Annotated in this window: 16 protein-coding genes; 10 read left to right on the forward strand and 6 right to left on the reverse strand. The window is 63.5% G+C overall.

The annotated features are described in order from the left end of the window. Positions 1-173: 173 nt before the first annotated feature. From dprA to NKI97_RS05595, 4 genes are read right to left on the reverse strand one after another with little or no spacing between them, the layout of a single operon-like run. Positions 174-1,310 (reverse strand): DNA-processing protein DprA, encoded by a 1,137-nt coding sequence (gene dprA, locus NKI97_RS05580; protein ID WP_352833028.1) that lies wholly within the window; start codon positions 1,308-1,310, stop codon positions 174-176. Then, positions 1,307-1,894, reverse strand: coding sequence for a glycerol-3-phosphate 1-O-acyltransferase PlsY (gene plsY, locus NKI97_RS05585; RefSeq protein WP_352448789.1), 588 nt, complete (start codon positions 1,892-1,894; stop codon positions 1,307-1,309). The genes dprA and plsY overlap by 4 nt, the downstream gene beginning before the upstream one ends. A 58-nt stretch (positions 1,895-1,952) precedes the next feature. Beyond that, positions 1,953-3,239, reverse strand: coding sequence for a dihydroorotase (locus tag NKI97_RS05590; protein ID WP_352742664.1), 1,287 nt, complete (start codon positions 3,237-3,239; stop codon positions 1,953-1,955). Then, entirely contained in the window at positions 3,239-4,201 is a 963-nt protein-coding gene (locus NKI97_RS05595) for an aspartate carbamoyltransferase catalytic subunit (RefSeq protein ID WP_352742666.1), read from the reverse strand. The genes NKI97_RS05590 and NKI97_RS05595 overlap by 1 nt, the downstream gene beginning before the upstream one ends. Positions 4,202-4,356: 155 nt before the next feature. Here NKI97_RS05595 and NKI97_RS05600 point away from each other — a divergent pair, with 155 nt between their 5' ends. The 3 genes from NKI97_RS05600 (at position 4,357) to NKI97_RS05610 (ending at position 7,010) form a co-directional block, all read left to right on the forward strand. Further along, positions 4,357-5,985, forward strand: a complete 1,629-nt coding sequence (locus NKI97_RS05600) for a DNA alkylation response protein (RefSeq protein WP_352448792.1) — start codon at positions 4,357-4,359, stop codon at positions 5,983-5,985. A 159-nt stretch (positions 5,986-6,144) separates the two neighbouring features. After that, positions 6,145-6,699 carry a hypothetical protein gene (locus tag NKI97_RS05605; RefSeq protein ID WP_352646491.1) on the forward strand — a complete coding sequence of 185 codons (555 nt, stop codon included), beginning with the start codon at positions 6,145-6,147 and terminating at the stop codon, positions 6,697-6,699. Next, complete coding sequence (locus NKI97_RS05610; RefSeq protein ID WP_352448794.1) at positions 6,699-7,010, forward strand: DUF6105 family protein; 312 nt, start codon at positions 6,699-6,701, stop codon at positions 7,008-7,010. The genes NKI97_RS05605 and NKI97_RS05610 overlap by 1 nt, the downstream gene beginning before the upstream one ends. Here the strand turns inward: NKI97_RS05610 and ruvX are convergent. Then, positions 6,977-7,462, reverse strand: coding sequence for a Holliday junction resolvase RuvX (ruvX, locus tag NKI97_RS05615; protein WP_352448795.1), 486 nt, complete (start codon positions 7,460-7,462; stop codon positions 6,977-6,979). The genes NKI97_RS05610 and ruvX overlap by 34 nt on opposite strands. Positions 7,463-7,578: 116 nt before the next feature. On the opposite strand from ruvX, the gene NKI97_RS05620 reads away from it, so the two are divergent. The 6 genes from NKI97_RS05620 (at position 7,579) to NKI97_RS05645 (ending at position 11,946) form a co-directional block, all read left to right on the forward strand. After that, positions 7,579-8,286: a metal-dependent hydrolase gene (locus NKI97_RS05620; RefSeq protein ID WP_352744105.1), complete on the forward strand. Its 708-nt coding sequence runs from the start codon at positions 7,579-7,581 to the stop codon at positions 8,284-8,286. A 24-nt stretch (positions 8,287-8,310) separates the two neighbouring features. After that, entirely contained in the window at positions 8,311-8,727 is a 417-nt protein-coding gene (locus NKI97_RS05625) for a hypothetical protein (protein WP_352744106.1), read from the forward strand. Between the two features lie 76 nt (positions 8,728-8,803). Beyond that, positions 8,804-9,091, forward strand: a complete 288-nt coding sequence (gene gatC, locus NKI97_RS05630; RefSeq protein ID WP_023674910.1) for an Asp-tRNA(Asn)/Glu-tRNA(Gln) amidotransferase subunit GatC — start codon at positions 8,804-8,806, stop codon at positions 9,089-9,091. Between the two features lie 7 nt (positions 9,092-9,098). Continuing rightward, positions 9,099-9,557, forward strand: a complete 459-nt coding sequence (locus NKI97_RS05635) for a GNAT family N-acetyltransferase (protein WP_352833032.1) — start codon at positions 9,099-9,101, stop codon at positions 9,555-9,557. Next, entirely contained in the window at positions 9,557-11,122 is a 1,566-nt protein-coding gene (locus tag NKI97_RS05640; protein WP_352744110.1) for an amidase, read from the forward strand. Before NKI97_RS05635 ends, NKI97_RS05640 begins: the two co-directional genes overlap by 1 nt. A gap of 29 nt (positions 11,123-11,151) precedes the next feature. After that, complete coding sequence (locus NKI97_RS05645; protein ID WP_352705699.1) at positions 11,152-11,946, forward strand: YdcF family protein; 795 nt, start codon at positions 11,152-11,154, stop codon at positions 11,944-11,946. Here the strand turns inward: NKI97_RS05645 and NKI97_RS05650 are convergent. Next, positions 11,895-12,638, reverse strand: a complete 744-nt coding sequence (locus tag NKI97_RS05650; RefSeq protein ID WP_352744112.1) for a DUF599 domain-containing protein — start codon at positions 12,636-12,638, stop codon at positions 11,895-11,897. The two genes, NKI97_RS05645 and NKI97_RS05650, sit on opposite strands and share 52 nt — an antisense overlap. Positions 12,639-12,808: 170 nt before the next feature. Here NKI97_RS05650 and NKI97_RS05655 point away from each other — a divergent pair, with 170 nt between their 5' ends. Further along, entirely contained in the window at positions 12,809-14,212 is a 1,404-nt protein-coding gene (locus NKI97_RS05655) for an L-serine ammonia-lyase (RefSeq protein ID WP_352742679.1), read from the forward strand. Positions 14,213-14,243: the final 31 nt, after the last annotated feature.

Here is a 14,243-nt window from a genome sequence, read left to right on the forward strand (position 1 = left end):
AGGCGAGGAGGTCGCGTCGACCTTAATCAAGACGCTTCGGTGCGAGTGGATCCACGGCTTCATCGCCGACTTCTTCAACACTATCTAACCAAGCCTGACAAAGATGGCGGCTAGCAAAGACGTGGCCTGTCCAATCTCCAAGTTAATGTGTGCCATCGCGCTCGGCAGAAATTTCAAGAATTTCCAAACACCAGCGAGACATTGCCGCCAGCATGGCGCTCGAGCCGTCCGGCTAGGTCGAGCTCCAGCAGCACCATGAACACCTGGGCGGGATGCAGGCCGGTGTGGCGGATGATCTCGTCGACTGCTACCGGCGTCGGGCCGAGCGCCTCGACGACGCGGTCGCGGTCGTCCTCGCGCGGCGGCGGCGTTGCCGAAAAGTCGGGCGGCTCCTCAAGCGGCGATGTCCTTGGGGCCCAGGCGCCGACCAGCGGGACGATCGCACTGGTGATATCGGCGGCCTCGGTGACAAGGCTTGCGCCGTCCTTGAGCAGGCCATTGGCGCCGGCGGCGCGTGGATCGAGCGGCGAACCGGGAACGGCAAAGACCAGCCGGCCCATCTCGCCGGCAAGCCGGGCGCTGATCAGCGAGCCGGAGCGCTGTGCGGCCTCGACCACCACCAATCCCAATGCAGCACCGGCGACGAGCCGGTTGCGGCGCGGAAAATCCTGTGCGCGCGGCTGCCAGCCAAACGGCATTTCGGAAATGATGGCGCCGCCGCGCTCGGCGATCTCGTCGCACAGGCCGGCATTTTCGGGCGGGTAGGGCAAATCGAGGCCGCCGGCGAGCACGCCGATTGTGCCAGTCGCAAGGCTGCCATGGTGCGCGGCCGTATCGATGCCGCGCGCCAGGCCGGAGACGATGCCATAACCGTCGCGGCCGAGATCCGCCGCCAGCATCCGCGCCATCTTGATGCCGGCCAGCGATGCGTTGCGAGCGCCGACGATGGCGACCGCTGGCAAGCGGAACACCGCGCTATTGCCCCTGACCGCGAGCAGCGGCGGCGGATGATCCATGCTTTTCATCAGCGGCGGATAATCCGCTTCGCCGATGCCGACGAAGCGGGCGCCAGCCCGCCGGGCGGTCTCCAGCTCCGCCTCGGTCTCGGCAATGGACGGGATGCGGACGATTTTTTTGGCGCCACCCGAAATCATCAGCTCGGGCAGCATCGATAGCGCTGCTTCGGCCGAACCGAACCGGTTGATCAGGTCGCGAAAGGAAGCCGGGCCGACATTCGGCGTGCGGATCAGACGAAGCCAGCTCAGCCGCTGCCGGTCGCTGAGGCGCGGCCCGGCGTCGGGCTCGCTCACTCCTTGGCCCCGATCTTACCCTCGGTGCCGGCAAGCAGCCGCGCAATGTTGCCGCGGTGCTTTACGATGACGATTAGGCTCATCGCCGCGAAAAGCCCGGCAATCTGCGGCGTGCTCAGGAAATACAGTGCCATGGGCACCACAACTGCTGCCGTCAGCGCCGCGAGCGAGGAGTAGCGGAACAGGAAAGCCACCGCCAGCCAGACGACGGCGAAGATCAGCGCCGCCTGCCAGGCAAGGCCGATCAGCACGCCAAGGTAAGTGGCGACACCCTTGCCCCCCTTGAAGCCGAGCCAGACCGGAAAGAGATGACCTAAAAACGCGCCGAAGCCGGCCCAAAGTCCGAGCTCGGGCGCAAAGCGGCCTGCGATCAGCACCGCCGCGGTGCCTTTAAGGGCGTCGAGCAGAAGCGTGGCCGCGGCCAAGCTCTTGTTGCCGGTGCGTAGCACATTGGTGGCGCCGATGTTGCCGGAGCCGATGTTGCGCACGTCGCCGAGGCCGGCGGCACGGGTGATCAGCAGGCCAAACGGGATCGAGCCGAGAAGATAGCCGAACACCAATGCCAAGACGGGACTGTAAGCCATTGTTCCCCCGAACTTTCCTTGGCTGAGCGGATTTTAAGCCGTGACGCCTGTTTTCGTCCTAGGCCGAAAACACTGTGCGGCCCGCCACCATCGTTTGCAAGACCTTGCCTTGCAGTCGAGCGCCTTCGAAACAGGTGTTTTTCGAGCGTGAGCGGATGCCGCTCTCGCTGACGACCCATGGCTCGTCCAGATCGACGAGCGAAAGGTCGGCCAATGCCCCCGGTTTCAGCGTGCCGCCGGGCAGGCCGAACAATCTTGCCGGCGCGGTCGACAGTGTCTCGACCAGCCGGAGCAGCGTCACGTCGCCATTGTGATAGAGCCGCAGCGCTGCGCCTAGCAGCGTTTCCAGGCCGATGGCGCCGGCCGCGGCATCGGCAAAGGGAAGGCGCTTGGTGTCGACGTCCTGCGGGTCGTGCGAGGAGACGATGAGATCGATGGTGCCGTCCTTGATCGCTTCGATCATCGCCAGCCGGTCTTCCTCCGCGCGCAGCGGCGGCGTCAGCCGGAAGAAGGTGCGGTACTCGCCTACATCATTCTCGTTGAGCGACAGATTGTGGATCGACACGCCTGATGTGACATTGGCGCCATCGGCTTTCGCGCGTGCTACCGCGCTTGCCGCCATAGCCGTCGAAATCTTGGCAGCGTGATAGGCGCCGCCGGTCAGCCGAGCCAACGCGAGATCGCGCTCCAGGGGGATCGATTCGGCTTCGCGCGGAATGCCGGCAAGGCCAAGCCAGCTTGCGTAAAGGCCTTCGTTCATCACGCCGGCCGAAGCGAGGTCGGCGTCTTGGGTTTCATGCGCGATGACGCCACCGAAATCGCGCGCATAGGTCAGCGCGCGGCGCATCACCAGCGCGCTGGCAATCGAATGCCGGCCATCGGTGAAGGCGACCGCGCCGGCCTCGCGCAGCAGGCCGAATTCGGTCATCTCGCGGCCTTCCAGCCCCTTGGTGATCGCTGCTGCCGGCAAGATGTTGACGATTGCGGTGTCCTTGGCGGTGCGCAGCACGAACTCGACCAGTGCGACATTGTCGATCACCGGGTCGGTATCGGGCATCATGACGATTGAGGTGACGCCGCCGGCCGCCGCAGCGATGCTCGCCGAAGCAATGGTCTCCCGGTGTTCGCCGCCGGGTTCGCCGATGAAGACGCGCGCGTCGATCAATCCAGGGATGATAGTCTTGCCGGCGCAGTCGATGATGGTGGCGCCTTCGGGCGCGCCCTGGTTCAAAGCCGCCTTGCCGGCGGCAACGATTTTGCGGCCTTCGACGATGACGGTGCCGACCTCATCGATGCCGCGCGACGGGTCGACGATGTGGGCCCGGCTGAAGACCGTTATGCTCATCAGGCGCGGCCCTCGTGGTTTCGACGGGGGTCGAGCAGCGCTTCCATTACCGCCATGCGCACGGCGACGCCCATCTCAACCTGTTCCTGGATAACGCTTTGCGGGCCGTCGGCGATCTCGGAGGCGATCTCGACGCCGCGGTTCATCGGGCCGGGATGCATGACCAGCGCACCGTCCTTGGCCGCCTTCAGCTTCTCCGCGTCGAGGCCGAAATAGCGGAAATATTCGCGCACCGACGGTACGAAAGCGCCTTCCATGCGTTCGCGCTGCAGGCGCAGCATCATCACCACGTCGGCGTCCTTCAGACCCTCGGCCATGGAACGGGTGACGACGACGCCCATTTTCTCGATGCCGGCGGGCAAAAGCGTCGAAGGGGCGACGACCCTGACCTGGGCACCAAGCGCGTTGAGCAGGATGATGTTGGAGCGGGCCACGCGCGAATGCAGGATGTCGCCGCAGATCGCCACGATCAGCTTCGACAACGGACCCTTGACGCGGCGGATGGTCAGTGCGTCGAGCAGCGCCTGGGTAGGGTGCTCATGGGCGCCGTCGCCGGCATTGACCACCGAACAGCCGACTTTTTGGGCAAGAAGTGCTGCCGCGCCGGCCGATTGATGGCGGATGATCAATATGTCGGGACGCATGGCATTCAGCGTCATCGCCGTATCGATCAGCGTCTCGCCCTTTTTCACCGACGAACTCGCTACGGACATGTTCATGACGTCGGCGCCGAGCCGTTTGCCGGCCAGCTCGAATGACGATTGCGTACGGGTCGAGGCTTCGTAGAAGAGATTGATCTGGGTGCGGCCGCGCAGCGTCGATGTCTTCTTGTCCGACTGCCGCGAGATGGCAACGGCCCTGTCCGCCCGGTCGAGCAGAAGCTCGATGTCGGCAGGGGAAAGATCGCGGATGCCCAGAAGATGGCGGTGGGGATAAAGCGGCAGGGACGATACGTCGGTCATCTCAAGTCGCTGCTATAGGGGGGAGGCTCCGCGGCTGCAAGCACCGGCTTGGGATTGGATTGGTTCTCCCCGGTATTTTCGTCGCGCGCCGCTGGCCATAGGCTATAAACCGCCTTGGCTTTGGATTCGCAGCCTTCAGGTGATAAGGACGAAGCGTGACTGACGACGTGACCAACCAGCCGCCGCCGCTGGCCGGCGGTAACGCCTGGCGGGGCGATCCGTTGCTGATCCAGCTTGCCGAGCGCTTTTCCGATCCGGTGCGCAAGGACCTCGACGGGCTTGGCCGTTTCGTTCTGACCCATGAGGCGCAGGAACTGGCCCGTCTTGCCAATGTCGAGATGCCGAAGCTCAGGACCCATGACCGCCAGGGCCGGCGCATCGACCAGGTCGAGTTCCATCCCGCCTATCACGCGCTCATGCGCCGCTCTGTTGCCAACGGGCTGCATTCGTCGGTCTGGGAGAATGGCGACGCCGAGATCGGCCGCCGCCACCAGGTGCGCGCTGCACGCTTTTACCTCACGGCTGAGCTCGAGACCGGGCATCTCTGCCCGATCACCATGACCAGCGCTTCGCTGGCAGCGCTGATGGCCAGCCCGAAGCTGTTTCGCGAATGGGCGCCTCGGGTGACGACGCGCAAATACGATCAAAGCCAAAAGCCTCCGGTCGAAAAAGCCGGGCTGACGCTCGGCATGGGCATGACCGAGAAGCAAGGCGGCACTGATGTCCGTGCCAACGTCACCAGGGCCGAGCGCGCGGGCAGCGGGTTTTATCGCCTGACCGGCCACAAATGGTTCATGTCGGCGCCGATGTCGGATGCCTTCCTGGTGCTCGGACAGGTGCCGGAGGGACTGTCGTGCTTTCTCGTTCCCCGCCTGCTCGGCGACGGATCCGGCAACGGCTTCCGTTTTCAACGGCTGAAGGACAAGCTCGGCAACCGATCCAATGCCTCGTCGGAGGTGGAATTCGTCAATACCATCGGCGAGATGGTCGGCGAGCCCGGCGCGGGCGTGAAGACGATCATGGACATGGTGACCCTGACGCGGCTCGACTGTGCCGTCGCCTCATCGGCGATCATGCGGGCCGGACTGGCCGAGGCCGTCCACCACACGCGCCACCGCAAGGTGTTTGGAACCAATCTGATCGAGCAGCCGCTGATGCAGCGTGTGCTGGCCGATATGGCGCTCGACGTTGCCGCCGCTACCGCGCTGTCGTTCCGGCTGGCGCGCTCCTTCGACGAGGCGGCCGGCGACCGCGGCGAGGCGGCCTTCGCCCGCGCCATGACGCCGGTCGTCAAATACTGGGTCTGCAAGATTGCGCCGCCGCTGCTCTATGAAGCGATGGAGTGCCTCGGCGGCAATGGCTATGTCGAGGAGGGGCCGCTCGCCCGCTACTATCGCGAAGCTCCGGTCAACGCGATCTGGGAGGGATCCGGCAACGTCATGGCGCTCGACGTGCTACGTGTGCTGGGGCGTGCACCCGGCCTGTTCGATGACGTGCTGGCCGGCATCGACCGCGATCTCGGCGCCGGCGGACGCGGCACCGTCGGCGTGCTCAAGGCGGCAATGCAGGTCGCTGCAACCGACGAGGGCTCGGCGCGGCTCTTGACCGAGCAATTGGCATTGTCGGCAGCGGCAGCAGAGCTTCGCAGGCTGGGGGCAGGGCGGATCGCCGACGCCTTCGTCGAAACGCGCCTCGCCGGCCAGTGGCGCAATACCTATGGCATGATCGATTCCCGCCATGATGCGCGCATGATCATCGATACGCTCTACCCGCCGATCAACTAAGGGCCGTCGCCCAATTCGCTGCCGCTCTCGCGACCCTGTGGATGGCCGTTAACCTTAACGAATGGTTTCCATTGCGGCGGCCGGTGGCAAAGCCCAGTGTTATGGTTAAGGCAAGGATTGTTCAGCTTGAGCGGCTTTGCCCTGCGAAGCAGGAGCGTCATGCGGCATATTCTGAGCTCTTTTCTGGCATTGCATTGGGCGGCCGTTTTCGCCCTGCTGGCGTTCATTTGCATCGACGGGAATCGAGGCGTGGCGACGGCCCTTGGCGTACTGGGCGTTCCCGTCCAGAACACTCGATTTGCCGATCTCGAAAACGCCGTCGTCGTGGCGCCGCTCGCCGTGGCACTGCTTGTCGTCGCGGTGCTGTTCTGCTGGGCCTTTGTTGAAGCACTGACCAGCGACACGACCAACCCGGATCCCGCCGACAGCGTCATGCGAATCGCCTTCATTTCCGCCTTGGGCGTGCTGTCGCTGATCGTCATCGGCGGCGCCGCGCAAGGCATCAATGGGCTGTTCATGATTGTCGCGGTGCAATTGGCGGCACTTCTGGCGTCCTATGTCGCGATGCTCGCGGAGCGGCGGTCGACCGTTGCCGCGGCAGTTCCAGGGACCGGCGAAATCCGAGCGGCCGCGCATGTCATGGCCAAGGCAGCGGCGCATAATTCCTCGCTTGCCCGCATTTCCGGCCGGCTGGATTCGAGGGATGACCGCTGATGCGCACCTTGTTCGCGCTGTGGGCGGCTCCGCTCCTCTTGTTTTGGGGCTGGTTCTTTCTGTCGCTCAACGACATCAATTTCGGCTATGTCATCCTGAGCCGCCAATTACACGATCTCGTCTTCCAGCTCTATGGACAGATGCTCGGCGTTGATCCGGCGCTTATTCCGGGCATGGTGGCGAAAGCTTGCGTGTTCGATGGGCTGCTGCTGGTGGCGTTCTGGGCATTTCGCCGCCGCAAGGCGATTGGTGGCTGGATCACGGCGATGCGCAACCGCTATTTCGACCAGGCATCGACGCCGAGCGCCTGAAGCCGGTCGAGAACACCTTGGAGGATAAAAGCGGCCGCCGCAGAATCGATCTTGCCGGCGCGTTTCTTGCGGGAAAAATCCATCTCGATCAGCGTCCGCTCGGCCGCCACCGTCGACAGCCGTTCGTCCCAAAAGAGGAAGGGCAGATCGGTCAATCCAGCCATGTTGCGCACGAAAGCGCGGGATTTTTGGGCGCGCGGGCCTTCGGAGCCGTCCATGTTGATGGGGAGGCCGATCACCACGGCGCCGGCATTTTCCTTCTGTAGCAGAGCGAGCAGCACTGCGGCATCGAGCGAGAATTTCCTGCGCATGATGACAGGGCGCGGGTGGGCGAACGACAAGCCGCGGTCGGAAACCGCCATGCCGATTGTCTTGTCGCCGAGGTCGAGACCGGCCAGGGTCTTGCCGCCGCCGAGCCGGGCCGGCAACTCCTCGATGGTGATGATGCCCAACGGCTTTTCCTTTGACCGCGACGCCGCACGTCCTATACGCGCAAAGCGTGCGTGGCACTTTAATTTCGCCGTCGGCGTTCTATCCTCTACCGAAGCAAAAATCGAGGAAAGCATTGATGAAACTGACCTGGTACGGACATTCGGCATTCCGAATTGAAATCGAAGGCGCGAAAATCCTCATCGACCCCTATCTGGTCGGCAATCCATCATGGACGGGCGGCTGGGAAGGGCCGGCCGAAGGGATCACGCACGTGTTGCTCACCCATGGCCACAGCGACCACATCAGCGGCGCCATCGAAGTGCTCAAGAAGAGCGGCGCGATGCTGGTCGCCAATTTCGAGATTTGCATGTACCTGGTCGGCAAGGGCGTCGGTGACAAGCAGATCAATCCCGGCAATATCGGCGGCACCGTCGATTGCGGCGGCTTCACCACCACCTTCGTTCAGGCTCTGCATTCATCGTCCTTTCCGGGCGAGGGTGGCCAGAATACCTATCTCGGCAATCCGGGTGGGCTCGTCCTGCACTTTCCCGAGGACAAGACGCTTTATCATATGGGCGACACCGACATTTTTTCCGACATGGCGCTGATCAACGAGTTGCACGAACCGAAGATCGGCATCGTGCCGATCGGCGACCGCTTCACCATGGGTGGCGCGGTAGCAGCCCTTGCCTGCCAGCGTTTCTTCAAGTTCGAGACGGTCGTTCCCGCTCACTTCGGCACATTTCCGATGATCGATCAGACCGCCGACAAATTCGTGGCCGGGCTGGATGAATCGGGTGTGAAAGTTGCGTTGCCGAAGATCGGCGAGACGATTACGCTGTAAAGAAAGCCGGTCCGGAACGATACGATGCGCTTGAGAAATTCTCTTTGCATTTCCATGCTGGTTGCCGCGTCGCCGACGCTGGCCGCGGAAAATTTCATCGAGGGCGTCTATCTGCAATCGGAGGACCTCTGCGCGCAGGCCAAAAAGGATACGCTGCAGATGGTGATCGAGGGCGGCAATATCGTGCTGTCGGCAAATGGCCTGGAAAGCATCGAATATAATTGTGAATTCCTGCAGATCACCAAAGCGACACGCTCACCAAGCTGGGCGGTGACCGCCATATGCCAGGAGCCGGGCTACGTCTTTCCCGATGTTCTCTCACTGACACAGATGAGCCCGAAGCAGATCGACCTGGTATCGGTTCGGCCTGCCGCCGACGAAGGCGAGCAGAGCGGCAACGGCGGCAGTTATTTCCTCTGCGACGGCGTGGCGATGCCATAGGGCAGTTGAAGGCACGATGCATGTTGCGCGGCACGCGCCGCGCCGCTATAGCGCTGGTTTTCCCCGAGGCACAAACATGTCCGTTGATATAAAAACCGTGAAGCGCGTCGCGCATCTTGCCCGTATTGCGGTGAGCGAGGAGGATGCAGAGCGCATGACCGGCGAATTGAACGCCATTTTGGGCTTTGTCGAGCAGTTGAACGAGGTCGATGTTTCCGGCGTCGAGCCGATGACCTCAGTCACGCCGATGGCAATGAAAAAGCGCCAGGACGTCGTCACCGACGGCGGCAAGGCAGCCGACATCGTCGCCAATGCACCGGCGACCGAAGAGAATTTCTTCCTTGTGCCGAAGGTCGTGGAGTAGCAGGCCGATGGCAATCGACATCGCGGCTGAGACGCCGCTGCAGGACGATGTGCGTGGGCTGGTCGAGGAGCTCAACGCCACATTGCTGGAGCTGACGCCGCCGGAGCATTGCTACCATTTGACGGTCGAGCAGATGGCGGACCGCGACACGACCGTCTTCATCGCCCGCGACAACGGCCTTGCCATCGGTTGCGGCGCACTGAAGCGCCACGATGCTGTCGTCGGCGAGATCAAGCGCATGTATACGCGACCTTCGCATCGCGGCCACAAGATCGGCGCGAAGATTGTCGAGCGTATCGAGGCGCTGGCGCGCCAAGAAGGGCTTAAGCGTCTGGTGCTGGAGACGGGCGCCCGTCATCCCGCCGCCTGGACCGTCTACGAACGCGCCGGTTTTTCGCGTTGCGGGCCGGTGCTGAATTATCCCGATTCCGAGTGGTCGGTGTTTTACGAAAAGAGCCTTGCCTGATGAGCGACCTTACCCAGCTGACGATTTCGCAGGCCCGCGCCAAATTGCGCTCCAGGGAGATCACCGCCACCGAAATCACCGAGGCTTATCTATCGGCGGTCGAGCGAGCCAATCCGGCGCTCAATGCCTACGTGGTGGTCACCGACGACAAGGCGCGCGACATGGCCAAGACCTCCGACGCGAAACTGGCCAAGGGCGAGGGCGGGTCGCTCGAGGGTATCCCGCTCGGCATCAAGGATTTGTTCGGCACCGAAGGCGTCCACACCCAGGCCTGCAGCCATGTGCTGGACGGCTTCAAGCCGCGCTACGAATCGACGGTCACCGCCAATCTGTGGGCGGATGGTGCCGTCATGCTCGGCAAGCTCAACATGGACGAGTTCGCCATGGGCTCGTCCAACGAGACCTCGTATTATGGGCCGGTCATCAACCCGTGGCGGCGTTCGCGCCTCGACACGGTGGTGATGCCGACGACACATCAGGGCGAGGGCGGCTTCGTTTCGGCGGGCGGCACCAGGACCGCGCGCACGTTGGACAATGCCCAACTGGTGCCGGGCGGTTCGTCCGGAGGCTCGGCATCAGCGGTCTCGGCCTTCCTGTGCGCTGGCGCCACCGCCACCGACACCGGCGGCTCGATCCGCCAGCCCGCCGCCTTCACTGGCACAGTCGGCATCAAGCCGACCTATGGCCGCTGCTCGCGCTGGGGGATCGTAGCCTTCGCCTCGTCGCTCGACCAGGCCGGGCCGATCGCGCGCGACGTGCGCGATGCCGCGATCCTGTTGAAGTCGATGGCTTCGGTCGACCCGAAGGACACGACGTCCGTCGACCTGCCGGTGCCGGACTACGAGGCGGCGATCGGCCGCCCGATCAGGGGCATGAAGGTCGGCATTCCCAAGGAATATCGTGTCGACGACATGCCCGCGGAGATTGAGGCGCTGTGGCAGAAAGGCATTGCCTGGCTGCGGGATGCTGGTGCCGAGATCGTCGATATCTCGCTGCCGCACACCAAATATGCGCTGCCGGCCTATTACATCGTGGCGCCGGCCGAAGCCTCGTCCAACCTCGCCCGTTACGACGGCGTCCGCTATGGCTTGCGCGTGCCCGGCAAGGACATTGTCGATATGTATGAAAAGACCCGCGCCGCCGGCTTCGGGCGGGAGGTCAAGCGCCGTATCATGATCGGCACCTATGTGCTTTCCGCCGGCTACTACGATGCCTACTATCTACAGGCGCAGAAGGTTCGAACCCTGATCAAGCGTGACTTCGAAAATGTGTTTGCCGCAGGCGTCGACGTCATCCTGACGCCGGCAACGCCTTCCGCCGCCTTCGGCATCGCCGACGAGGAAATGGCCGCCGACCCGGTCAAGATGTATCTCAACGACATCTTTACGGTGACGGTGAACATGGCCGGCCTGCCCGGCATAGCGGTTCCGGCCGGGCTCGACGCCAAGGGGCTGCCGCTCGGCCTGCAGCTGATCGGCCGGCCCTTCGACGAGGAAACGCTGTTCCAGACCGCCCATGTCATCGAAAAGGCGGCCGGCACATTTCAGCCGGAAAAATGGTGGTAAGATCGTTTCTCATCTGAGGGGGGTGAGGGATGTTCTTCTATGTCTCCAAGGTTCTCGGGTTCTTCGTCGAGCCGTTGAATCTCGCGATCTTCCTGCTGCTGGCGGGGCTGGTCGCGGCGATGTTCGGGCGGCGACGGTTGGCGACCGCCGGCAGCGCTCTTGCCTTCCTCATTCTGGCGGTTTCGACATGGAGCCCGCTCGGCCCCATGATGCTCAATCGGCTGGAGGAACGCTTCCCCAGGCCGCCGCTGCCGGAAAAGGTTGACGGTATCATAGTGCTTGGCGGCAGTCTGGATGGCGCCGTCAATCTGGTGCGTGGCGGCTATGAAATGAACTCCAGCGGCGACCGGATGGTCGAGGCGGTCGTGCTGGCGCGGCGCTTTCCGACAGCGAAAGTCGTTATCTCCGGTGGCAGCATCGAAACGTTCCGCGGCGGCGAAGGCGATGCAGATACCGCGCCGCGTCTTTTTGCCGCTTTCGGCGTGGCGGCCGATCGGCTGATCCTCGAGAACAAATCCCGCAGCACCTACGAGAACGCTGTCTTTACCAGGGAACTGGTGACGCCGAAACCGGGCGAAACCTGGTTGCTGGTGACCTCGGCCTTCCATATGCCACGCGCCAAGGCGCTGTTCGACAAAGCCGGCTTTTCGACCGTTCCGTGGCCGGTCGACTATCGCACTTCCGGCAAGGAAAGCATCGGCACCTTGCCTTATCCCGGCGACTGGCTGGAGGTCACCACTGTTGCGATCCGCGAATGGATAGGGCTCACCGCCTATTGGCTGTCGGGCCGCATCGATCGGCCTTTCCCCGGACCGGGCGGCTGACCGAGCACCGCCTGCCGCGCCGCCGAGAAAAACTGGCGGCGCACCAGTACCGCCAGAAGCAGCAGCGTCGATAGCACGAAGACGGTGGGATCGACGAACCAACCGAGATAGCCGATCGAGAAGAACACGCCGCGCAGGCCCGAATTGAAATGCTTTCCGGCCAGCATGTTCATGCGCGCGGCACGCCACACCGCCGTTTCGGTGACCGGATTGCGCGACGCCTCGCCATGTGGAATCGGCACGGCGCCGATCAGGATCGAGCAATAGTTGAACAGCCGGTAAGCCCAGCCGAACTTGAAGAAGGAAAAGGCCAGGATCAGCACCAGCCCGAACACCTTCGTCTGGAAGGCCGCGCGTGAGGACGTGGCGCCAAACGGCAGGTCGCTGAGCACGGTCAGAACCTGATCGGAGGCGCCGAGCAGGGCAAAACAGCCGCCGATCGCAATCAGCGAACTGGAGGCAAAGAAGGCGGTCCCCTGTTGTAGCCCGCTCATGATAGCGGTGTCGACGATGCGGATCTCGCGTTCGGCCATGGTCCGCATCCAGGCCTCGCGCTGCGCGTTCATAGCCCTCGTCAGCGACATGCGGCTGACCAGCATTCCGTCGGCGGCGAGCGTATGCAGCACCCACGCGGCAAGGAAGAACCCCAGCGCCGCAAGGTCGGCCATCGATAGATGAAAGGAATCGCTCATGCGTTGCTTTTACCACAGGCGGAGGGGACGCTTCGATGGCCGAAGCTGGAATGTCGCTGCCGGAGCAAACGAGGTCGGCAGGCGCAGCGCGGCGGTCCTTAAAACAGCGGAAAACATCATGGGAATTCCTATATGTAGATCTCAACAGGGTCCCAGGAGAAAACGCCCACGTGTTCCTTTCGGTTTTCGACTTGTTCAAGATCGGCATCGGCCCATCGAGTTCGCACACGATGGGGCCGATGACGGCCGCGCGGCGGTTTCTCGACGAGATTGCGGGAGACGACTGGCCGCGCCCGGCCGGCGCCAAGGTCGACCGGATCGCGGCCAGCCTGCATGGCTCGCTCGCCTATACCGGCATCGGCCATGGCTCCGATCGTGCCGTGGTGCTCGGCCTCGCCGGCCAGACGCCGCAGACTGTGGATCCCGACCTAGCAGACGGCATCGTCGCTCGCATCGCCGCCGAGAAGCGGATTTCGCCGCCCGGCCATCCGTCCTACCGTTTCGACCCGGCAACGGATCTTGTGCTGGATCGCAGGACGCCGCTGCCGGGTCACGCCAACGGCATGGCCTTCTCTGCCCATGATGCCGGCGACCGGTTGCTGCTGAGGCGCGTCTATTATTCGATCGGCGGCGGCTTCGTAGTGTCCGAGGAAGAACTGCAGCGGATGAAAGCAAGGGGCTCGGCGACAACCGAACGCAAGAAGGTTCCGTATCCGTTCAAGAACGCCGTCGAAATGCTGTCCATGGCAGCGAAAAGCGGGCTTTCCATTGCCGAGATGAAGCGCGTCAACGAGGAGACACAGATGTCGCGCGGGGAGCTCGACGCCGGCCTCGACGGCATCTGGAGCGCCATGAAGGGCTGCATCGAGCGCGGCCTGTCGCAAGACGGCATCATGCCGGGCGGACTCAAGGTGCGCCGCCGTGCCCGGATGCTGCACGACAAGCTGCAGGAGCAATGGCAGCAGAACCGGCCTAACCCGCTGCTCGCCAACGACTGGCTGTCGATCTATGCGATGGCGGTCAATGAGGAGAACGCTGCCGGCGGCCGTGTCGTCACCGCGCCAACCAATGGGGCGGCCGGCACTCTGCCCGCAGTGCTGCGCTACTGGTTGCATTTCCATCCCGAAGCCGACCAGCCCAGCATCCGCGATTTCCTGCTGACGGCGGCGGCCGTCGGCGGCATCATCAAAACCAATGCTTCGATCTCGGGGGCGGAAGTCGGCTGCCAAGGCGAGGTCGGTTCGGCTTCGGCAATGGCTGCGGCGGGATTGTGCGCCGTCATGGGCGGCACGCCCGAGCAGGTCGAGAATGCTGCCGAGATCGCGCTGGAACATCATCTCGGCATGACCTGCGATCCGGTCGGCGGCCTGGTGCAGGTGCCGTGTATCGAGCGCAACGCGCTTGGTGCCGTCAAGGCGGTGACCGCCGCTTCGCTGGCCATCAAGGGCGACGGCGTTCATTTCGTGCCGCTCGATGCCGCGATCGAGACGATGCGCCAGACCGGCCTCGACATGAACGAAAAGTACAAGGAAACCAGCCTTGGCGGATTGGCCGTCAATGTCGTGGAGTGCTGAGCGCCAATCTGGCGGCATGGACCACCACTGT

The organism is Mesorhizobium sp. M0296 (genome assembly GCF_040321675.1).
In the GTDB taxonomy this organism is placed as follows: Bacteria; Pseudomonadota; Alphaproteobacteria; order Rhizobiales; family Rhizobiaceae; genus Mesorhizobium.

Bases quoted from the DNA above. Each gene is read 5' to 3' on its own strand.
- plsY (WP_352448789.1), bottom strand. From the start codon at position 1,894: ATGGCTTACAGTCCCGTCTTGGCATTGGTGTTCGGCTATCTTCTCGGC.
- NKI97_RS05590 (WP_352742664.1), bottom strand. From the start codon at position 3,239: ATGAGCATAACGGTCTTCAGCCGGGCCCACATCGTCGACCCGTCGCGC.
- NKI97_RS05595 (WP_352742666.1), bottom strand. From the start codon at position 4,201: ATGACCGACGTATCGTCCCTGCCGCTTTATCCCCACCGCCATCTTCTG.
- NKI97_RS05605 (WP_352646491.1), top strand. From the start codon at position 6,145: ATGCGGCATATTCTGAGCTCTTTTCTGGCATTGCATTGGGCGGCCGTT.
- NKI97_RS05610 (WP_352448794.1), top strand. From the start codon at position 6,699: ATGCGCACCTTGTTCGCGCTGTGGGCGGCTCCGCTCCTCTTGTTTTGG.
- NKI97_RS05620 (WP_352744105.1), top strand. From the start codon at position 7,579: ATGAAACTGACCTGGTACGGACATTCGGCATTCCGAATTGAAATCGAA.
- NKI97_RS05625 (WP_352744106.1), top strand. From the start codon at position 8,311: ATGCGCTTGAGAAATTCTCTTTGCATTTCCATGCTGGTTGCCGCGTCG.
- gatC (WP_023674910.1), top strand. From the start codon at position 8,804: ATGTCCGTTGATATAAAAACCGTGAAGCGCGTCGCGCATCTTGCCCGT.
- NKI97_RS05635 (WP_352833032.1), top strand. From the start codon at position 9,099: ATGGCAATCGACATCGCGGCTGAGACGCCGCTGCAGGACGATGTGCGT.
- NKI97_RS05640 (WP_352744110.1), top strand. From the start codon at position 9,557: ATGAGCGACCTTACCCAGCTGACGATTTCGCAGGCCCGCGCCAAATTG.
- NKI97_RS05645 (WP_352705699.1), top strand. From the start codon at position 11,152: ATGTTCTTCTATGTCTCCAAGGTTCTCGGGTTCTTCGTCGAGCCGTTG.
- NKI97_RS05650 (WP_352744112.1), bottom strand. From the start codon at position 12,638: ATGAGCGATTCCTTTCATCTATCGATGGCCGACCTTGCGGCGCTGGGG.